Source organism: Kordia zhangzhouensis, assembly GCF_001005305.1.
GTDB lineage: Bacteria > Bacteroidota > Bacteroidia > Flavobacteriales > Flavobacteriaceae > Kordia > Kordia zhangzhouensis.
Map to the genome: position 1 here is coordinate 19396 of NZ_LBMH01000019.1, position 9193 is coordinate 28588.

The 9193-nt window shown below is 35.9% G+C and carries 5 protein-coding genes; 4 read left to right on the forward strand and 1 reads right to left on the reverse strand.

The annotated features are described in order from the left end of the window. Positions 1-8 precede the first annotated feature (8 nt). Positions 9-2771 carry a triple tyrosine motif-containing protein gene (locus AA088_RS17240; protein WP_241483432.1) on the forward strand — a complete coding sequence of 921 codons (2763 nt, stop codon included), beginning with the start codon at positions 9-11 and terminating at the stop codon, positions 2769-2771. Between the two features lie 67 nt (positions 2772-2838). Here the strand turns inward: AA088_RS17240 and AA088_RS18510 are convergent, their stop codons facing one another. Then, positions 2839-3003 carry a hypothetical protein gene (locus tag AA088_RS18510; protein WP_157547341.1) on the reverse strand — a complete coding sequence of 55 codons (165 nt, stop codon included), beginning with the start codon at positions 3001-3003 and terminating at the stop codon, positions 2839-2841. 360 nt (positions 3004-3363) lie between these two features. Between AA088_RS18510 and AA088_RS17245 the strand changes: the two genes are divergently transcribed. From AA088_RS17245 to AA088_RS17255, 3 genes are all read left to right on the forward strand, one after another. Next, the gene (locus AA088_RS17245) at positions 3364-6525 is read left to right on the forward strand and encodes a SusC/RagA family TonB-linked outer membrane protein (RefSeq protein WP_046746294.1); all 3162 of its coding nucleotides are present in this window, start codon (positions 3364-3366) and stop codon (positions 6523-6525) included. Between the two features lie 11 nt (positions 6526-6536). Continuing rightward, positions 6537-7997: a RagB/SusD family nutrient uptake outer membrane protein gene (locus AA088_RS17250; protein ID WP_046746295.1), complete on the forward strand. Its 1461-nt coding sequence runs from the start codon at positions 6537-6539 to the stop codon at positions 7995-7997. Between the two features lie 26 nt (positions 7998-8023). Continuing rightward, positions 8024-9193: PKD domain-containing protein (locus AA088_RS17255; protein WP_046746298.1), on the forward strand; the 1170-nt coding region annotated here is incomplete at its 3' end.

Genomic DNA, 9193 nt, shown 5'->3' on the forward strand with positions numbered 1-9193 from the left:
TATGTTGTTTGAGTATTTCCTTTGCACAGGAATTACCACCGATCATCAAATACACACCTAAAACCTACCAAGCAGACAATCAGAACTGGATGATCTCACAGGCAGAGAATGCCTATATGTATATTGCTAACAATAAAGGCTTGTTAGAATTCAATGGTGCTCAATGGCGTGTGTACAACTCGCCGAACGAAACCATTATGCGCTCAGTTAAAGTAATTGAAAACCGTATATATACAGGTTGTTACATGAATTTTGGCTACTGGGAACGAAACGCACAAGGAAGTTTGGAATATACTTCTTTAAGTGAGTTGCTGGAAGTTTCGATGGTTGAAGACGAACAGTTTTGGGAAATTATTCAAGTGGATAAATGGGTGCTTTTTCAGTCTTTGGATCGAATTTATAGTTACCACACAGAAACAAAGAGTTTCAAAATTATTGAAGCAAATCATAGCTTGACAAAACTTTTCAAAATAGGAGATGAGTTGTTTTTTCAAGTATTGGATGAAGGGTTGTACACTATTGAAGATGGAGAAAAAAAATTGGTTAGTAGCAATGCTATCTTGCAAAAAAACATCATTGTAGGATTATTTGCCAAAGAAAACCAGAAAATTGTAGTGACTCGCAATAGCGGGTGGTTTACATTAGATGATAGTGGGTTGACTGCTCTTGAAATGCCTTATCAAACATATACGGATCAAAAAAGTATATATACAAGCATTCAGTTAAGAGATGGAAACTACATGTTAGGAACTATTGCCAAAGGAATTTATTGTATTTCTCCAGAGGGCAAATTGTTGTACCGAATTGATCAAGTGAGTGGATTGGGAAATAATACTGTGCTCTCACTTTTTGAGGATAAAGAAGGAAATGTATGGGTTGGACTGGATAATGGAATCAATTGTATCAATACCAAAGAGCCGTTTACTTATTATGCAGACCAAACAGGACGCTTGGGAACAATATACACGTCCATCATTCATAACGATACTATATATGTAGGCACCAATCAAGGATTATTTTATAAGCCAATTCAAAATACTTCCGATTTTACTTTTGTAACTCATACCAAAGGGCAAGTATGGTGCTTACGTGCACTTAAAGGAGCATTGTTTTGTGGACATGATTCAGGTACGTTTTTGATTGAAAATGGAAATGCTCAGAAAATTGCGGAGATCACTGGAACTTGGGATATTAAAACAGTTCCCAATAGAGAACATCAGTTGATACAAGGAAATTATGAAGGTCTATACATACTTGAAAAGAAAGAAGGTTTGTGGCAATTGTCTCATAAAATAGAGGGCTATGATATTTCTTCAAAACATTTTGAATGGGTAAATGCGTCTAAAATATTAGTCAACCATGAATATAAAGGTGTATACGAACTCACACTCACAGATGATTATACGAAAGTAACGGCGTACCAACGCAATGCTACAATTCAAAAAAGTGCCAATACGAGTTTAATTCAATTTGATGGGATTATTTATCAAGCAAATAAAAATGGAATATATGGGTATGATGAAGCAACTAGTAGTTTTCAAAAAGATAGTATTTTAAGTTCTATATACGAGAATGACACATATACTTCTGGACGTTTGGTAGTAGATGATATTGGGTATTTATGGGCGTTTACCGACAATTATATCAATTATGTTACCAAAGCAAAGTTAAACGGAAACTATAAAATAAATCGTATTGCGATTCCGCAGACTTTACGTGATGAAATGAAAGGGTACGAAAATATTTCTCATATTGCTCAAAAGAAATATATATTAGGAACATCCAATGGGTACATTACAATAGATCTTTCGGCAATTAAGCCCAAAGCTTATGAAATTCGTATCAATAAGGTAACAAACAGTTCTCTTACAGGAGATACCAAGGAAGTTTCACTAACTGAAGAAGGTGATTTTCATGCAAAGGAAAGTTTTTTAGCATTTACGTATAGTATTCCTGCATATCACAAATATAAAATAGCCGAATATTCATATCAATTAGAAGGGTTATATGATGAATGGAGCGATTGGAGTACGCGATCTACAGCTTCGTTTGAAAATTTACCACATGGCGATTATAAGTTTAAAGTAAGAGCTCGCATTAACAATGAAGTAACAGAAAGCATAGCAAGCTATACGTTTTACATCAACCGACCATGGTACTTATCGAATCTTGCCATTTTACTATATGTAATCCTTACAACATTATTATTTACTGCTTTAAACGGCTTTTACAAACGCTACTACCGCAAACAAAGAGAACGCATATTAGAGCGCAAAACAAGAGAATTAGCTGTTAAAGAATTGGAAGCGCAAAAAGAAATCATTCAGCTTAAAAATACACAACTAAAAACCGATATTGAATCTAAAAATCGTGAATTGGCAATTGCGACCATGAATATGATTAAAAAGAACGAAACGCTGAATAGTATCAAACAAGAATTAAAAAAGCAAAAAAGTGAACAACAAAGCGTTACTCCAGTAATTCGTTTGATTGACAAGAATATTAACAACGCAGATGATTGGAAGTTTTTTGAAGAAGCTTTCAATCATGCAGATAAAGACTTCTTTAAAAAAGTAAAAGAACTACATCCTAAATTAACAGCCAATGATCTTCGTTTATGTGCATACCTGCGCTTAAACTTATCTTCAAAAGAAATAGCTCCATTATTAAATATTTCGGTTCGAAGTGTAGAAATTAAAAGGTATCGTTTGCGTAAAAAAATCAGTTTAGCGCGCGAAATCAATTTGAACGATTACTTTTTAAATCTATAAAATAAAATAAGCTACAAAACAAATACTAAAAGTGCCTTGTAGCTTACAAAATGTTCAAATTACGTACTTATGCAGTAATTGTAGTAGGGCATTCAGGTTGTGTTTTGGCTCCACCACAGGTTTCTACTCCAGATGCATCTAGAGGTACTCTTCCTCCTTGAATTGAAGGAATTTCATTCAAATGTAAAATAGACATTTTGTTCAAGTTGAGTTTTTTTACCGATTTTTTCATGGGTTAAAAGTTTTTAATTACTAATACAAGTAAATTACGCATAAAAAAGAGAAAAGCACTGTAATTCATTGTTATAACATTACATCGCAGCTTCTATACAGTGTTAAATTACCTTAACATTTATCAAAAACACCTCAACATTACCACAACAATAACGTTGTAGTAGCATTTTTTGATGCTAACAAGTATTTTTTTTGCTGCAAACACATTGTTGTCAATAACGCAGTATGAAAGGCTTTTTATTGAAAACTACGAAAAGAAATAGTATAAATTTTATCATGTATATTTTTTGTATAGGTGTTTTTTGCGGAATCGTTAATTATAGTAAATACATTGTGGAGGAATAAAAAAACTATCTATATGAACCGACAACTAATCGTTTTTGCACTGATGCTCTTTTCTTTGTGGAGTTACAGTCAGGAATTTGAGATTAAAGGTAAAGTCTTAGAAGAAGGAACAGGTGTACCACTTCCAGGCGTTACCGTATTATTGAAAAATACCTCTAATGGAGTTTCTACCGATTTTGATGGAAACTTTACGTTAAAGAATGTCCCAAAAGGAGGAACCATTGTTTTTTCCTATATTGGTTATGCTACTCAAGAAATTGTAGTCAATTCCAATCAAGAACTTACAATTACACTAAAGGAAGAAAGTGAAGCGTTGGATTCTGTAGTAGTAATTGGATATGGCTCGCAGCGAAAAGAATTAGTTACGGGTGCGTATACAAGTCTAGATTCTGAGCAGATTGTGGAAGTAAACCCTTCAAGAATTGAAGAAGCTTTACAAGGAACAGCGGCTGGTGTACAAGTAAATGCCAACTCTGGTTCGCCGGGTTCTGCATTAAACATACGTATTCGTGGTATTACTACCAATGGCGACAACAGTCCGTTAGTAATTGTAGATGGTGTAAATATCGGAACCGACCTTAGTGTGGTTGATCCAAATGATATTGAATCATTAGATATTATTAAGGATGCGAGTTCTGCCATTTATGGTGTGCAAGCTGCCAATGGTGTTATTTTAATTACGACCAAAAAAGGGCGCAAGGATACCGCTACAAAATTTTCGTATAATTCATTTTATTCTATTCAAGAAGCATCCAATCAACTAGACTTGATGAATGCTTCCGAATATGCAGTTTATGTAAATGAAGCTGAAATAGCAGATGGAAATGCGTTGCCTTATCCAAATTTACAAGGATTGGGCGTGGGAACTGACTGGCAAGATGAGCTATTTACAACGGCTCCCATTTTTAGCCACAGTTTAAGCGCTACAGGAGGTTCAGAAAAAATCACCTATGGATTTAGTGGTACATATTTTGGGCAAGAAGGTATCATTGCCAATGATAAGTCAAACTTTGATCGTTGGACAATCAAAAATAACTTCAATATTGATTTAACAGATAACTTACAGTTAAATACCTTCCTTTTATATACAAACATTAAGCGTAAAACGATTCCAGAAGGCGGAAGAGGTTCTGCACTATATTATGCGCTAAATGCTTCTCCGTTGACGCCTATTTTTGATGGAACAGACGGATCGGGCCCTTCACGAGGGTTTGCATATATTGGAACAGAGCAAGGAAATGAAATTATCAACCCTTTTGCATTGATTGCTAATACATTTAATGAAACAAAAGTAAATCGTTTTACAGGGAAAATTGAACTCGCATACGATATCATTCAAGATATGAAAGTAACATCGCGTTTAAACTTCAATTATGCAGATGTGGTAGCTCGTTCATACAATCCGTTACAATACTACGGATTTGGAAAAGTGGTTAATAACGTGACCTTAGAAAATGGGCAGTTTGATGTAGATAGAAATGATGATGGAGATCGTGACTTGTTTAGTACTGTAAGTGAGAATACACAAAACTTTTTTGATTATACGTGGGAAACATTTGTAGACTATAAAAAATCATTTGGAGATCACAACTTTAGCGGATTGCTTGGAGGATCTATCAGAAGTGAACAATACGACGGAATTTTTGCGACAGGGTTCCTCGTAAGCGGTCCGGACGATTGGAGTAATGCATTTTTAAGTAACACACAGTCTTTTGTGATTGATGAAGACGATACTCCAAATGGTGATCCACAAGACATTCAACAAACATTAAATGCTACCACAGGAAGAGCCGAAGATCGTTGGTATTCTGTATTTGGTAGAATTCAATATGACTATCAAGGAAAATACTTGCTTTCGGCAATGGTACGTAGGGATGCTTCTACACGTTTCGGACCAAATGAGCGAATTGGTTACTTTCCATCAGTATCAGGAGGTTGGGTAATTTCTCAAGAAGACTTTTTTAATTCAGAAACTGTAGATCGTTTAAAATTAAGAGCTAGCTGGGGAGTTACTGGAAATGACAAAATTGGTAGTTTCCGTTGGTTAGGATTCTTACAAGGAGCAGGAGCAGAAGCAACCTATCCATTTAATGAAGCATTGGTATTTGGAAATGCCATAGGTTCGTTAGCCAATCCAAACTTAAAATGGGAGACAAATACACAAACCAACATTGGTGTAGATGCAAGTTTTTTTGACAGTAAATTGAATGTCACATTAGATTATTATCAAAAACGCACAAAAGATTTATTATTAGTACCAGAAGTGTCTGGATTGCTTGGAGCAAGTGCAGGAGGAAGTTCGCCACCAGTAGTAAATGCAGGTACAATTGAAAACAAAGGGATTGACCTTAGTATTAACTTTAGACATAACTTTACTGACGACTTACGTATTAATGTAGGATACAATTTAACTAGCATTGATAACAAAGCGATTGAAGTAAACAATGCAGCAGGATTTTTACCAGGAGGTTTATTTGGACTAAACCAAACAACCTCAAGATTTCAAACAGGATTACCAATAGGAGTATTTTATGGGTTACAAACCGATGGGATTTTCCAAAATCAAGCAGAAATTGATGCGCATGCAGCACAACCAGATGCACAACCAGGTGATATACGCTATGTAGATGTTGATGGTGATGGAGTGATTGAATTTGGTAGTAGTGATGATCAAACCGTGATTGGAAATCCAATTCCAGACGTAACAATGGGATTAAATTTATCGGTAGATTATAAGCAATTTGACTTTGGAACATCGCTATATGCTTCTATTGGAAATGACATTGCTAGAAGTTACGAACGTTTTTTAACGTATAGTAACAAGCCTACATTATACTTAGATCGTTGGACAGGCGAAGGAACCTCGAATACTGTACCGAGAGCGTCAACAAACGCTTCTAATAACTTCTTATTCTCAGATTTTTTCGTTGAAGATGGTTCGTACTTACGTATACAAAACGTTCAATTAGGATACTCGTTACCGAAGTCGGTATTAGAAAAAATTAACTTGGATAAGTTTAGACTATATGTAGCCGTAAATAACGTGTACACATTTACAAAATACAAAGGGTTTAACCCAGATGTTTCCAACGCAAGTCCATTGAGTGCAGGAGTTGACTTAGGTCAATATCCATTGGCAAGAACATTTACTACAGGAATCAATGTATCATTCTAAAAAGATAAAATATGTATAATAAGATAACAAAAATAGCAATAGCGTTCATCATCATTATGGGTATGCAATCTTGTGATGATTATTTGGAAGTATTGCCAGAAGGACAAGAAAACTCAGAGAATTACTTTAATACACCTCAAGATTATCAAGATGCATTGATTGGTGTATACGATTTACTTTCTACAACATACCTAAACAATATTTTAGGCGAAATTGCTTCAGATAATAGCTTGTGCGGTGGAGAAAATCCAACAGATGTATTGGATTGGCAACAAATTGACGATATGATTCATACAGCAGATAACGGAGCGTTGCGAAACGTATTTCAATGGATGTATGCTGGAATCAGTAGAGCAAATTATATCATTGAATTTCAAGACAATGTTAATTTTGATGGAAAAGAGCAACTACTAGCCGAAAACCTATTCTTACGTTCGTATTACTACTTTGAATTGGTAAAATTTTTCGGAGATGTGCCATTATATACAGATGGAAGAATCACTATCGAAGAAACACAAGCAATTGACAGAACACCCAAAGCAGATGTATATGCTCAATTGGAAGTTGACTTGATGAATGCAATTCCAAATTTGCCATGGACACAAGCACAAAATGGTCGAGTAACAAAAGGAGCTGCGTGGGCTTTATTGGGGAAAATTTATCTCTATCAAGAAAAATTTACGGAAGCAGCACAAGCTTTTAATGAAGTAATTAACTCTGGTCAGTACCAACTGGTACAAAACTTTAACACCATCTTTTTAAACAATAATGAAAACAACGAAGAATCTGTATTTGAAGTTCAATACTTTGGAGGAGAAGGAGCTGGATTTGGATGTTTTCAATGTGTAGAAGGGAACATTGCGGTAGGGTTTATGGGACCTCGTTTTAGAGGCGGAAACTTTGCGCCATACACAAGTGGTTTTAGTTTCAATGTACCTGTACAAGATGTGGTAGATCTCTATCAAACAGGTGATACTCGTTTAGAAGCTACTGTATTAGATATTGATGCTTTTGTAGCGGCACGACCAGATGTAATTTATAACGAAGGTTCTGAGCATACAGGCTATTTCAACCTAAAATACATTCCGTATGCAGAAGCCAACTTGCAAGATGTGAATTTGACACATAGCAACAATTACAGAGCCATTCGCTATGCAGACGTATTATTAATGGCTGCAGAAGCCAACCTACGTGCGCCATCGCCAATTGCAAATCCGCAAACCTTCTTAGATGCGATTCGTGACAGAGCTTTTGGAAACACCAACAATAGAATACCTGCTACATTAGAAAATGTGTTGGCAGAACGAAGACGTGAACTAGCTGGAGAAGGACATCGTTTCTTTGACCAAGTAAGAACAGGACAAACAAGCACCATTCCAGGGTTTACTACTGGAAAAAATGAACTATTTCCAATTCCGAGAATTGAGATCGAATTGGCAGGAAATCGCTGGCAGCAAAATCCAGGATACTAAAAAAGCTAAAAAGAAAATAATACAAGATGAAAATAATAAAATATATACTTAGTCTATGTCTCGTTGCACTTATTGTGTATAGCTGTGGCGAAGATGACAATACGGATTTTGTTGATACCGTACAAGCGCCTACAAACTTGTCGTTACTTGCTGAAATAACACAAGATAACTCTGGACAGGTTAAAATTACACCTTTAGGAGAAGGAGTAACCTCTTTTAATCTAAACTATGGAGATGGTTCTGATGCAGTAGAAAATATTGAACCAGGCGAATATGTAGAGCATGTTTATGCAGAAGGAACTTACGAAGCTACTCTTACAGGAAAAGCACTAAATGGAAGTACCACAAGTATTACACAAACAATCGTGGTATCATTTCAAGCACCGCAAAATTTAGTAGTAACCATTGAAAATGACGCAGTGGTGTCCAAACAAGTAAACGTAACAGCTACGGCAGATTTTGCAATGACAAACCAAATTGACTTTGGAGATGGAAGCAGTCCTGTAACAGGAAATATAGGAGAAACAGTATCATACATATATGACCAACCAGGAATCTACACAATTACAGTTGTGGCTATGGGAGGAGCGATAGAAACTACTACCTATACTGAGGAGTTTGAAGTAACAGCAATTGTACAACCATTAGCTTCGGCACCTACACCGCCTGCAAGAGCAGATAGTGATGTAATCTCCATATTTAGTAGTGCCTACAATGATGTGGTAGGAACGAACTACTTCCCAGATTGGGGACAAGGTGGTCAAGGAAGTAGCTGGGCTATGTTTGATTTGAACGGTGACCAAATGTTACAATACGTGAATTTAAGCTATCAAGGAATTGCATTAGCTGACGGTACAACTATTGATGTTTCTGGAATGGAAATGTTACACGTAGATGTATGGACCGCAGATGTTGTGACCGATATTGAAATCTCATTGATTAATGGACCTGCAGCAGCTACAGAAGCACCAGTAACACGCTCGTTAACGGCAGATTCATGGACAAGTATTGAAATTCCAATTGCAGAATATGTAAATCAAGGATTATCAGTAAACGAAATCTTCCAATTAAAATTTGTGGGAACACCTTGGGCAGCAGGAACTGTATTTATTGATAACATTTATTTCTACAAACAACCTTCTACTGCACCAACTATTGCAGGAACATGGAAAATAGCTCCAGAAGCTGGATCGCTA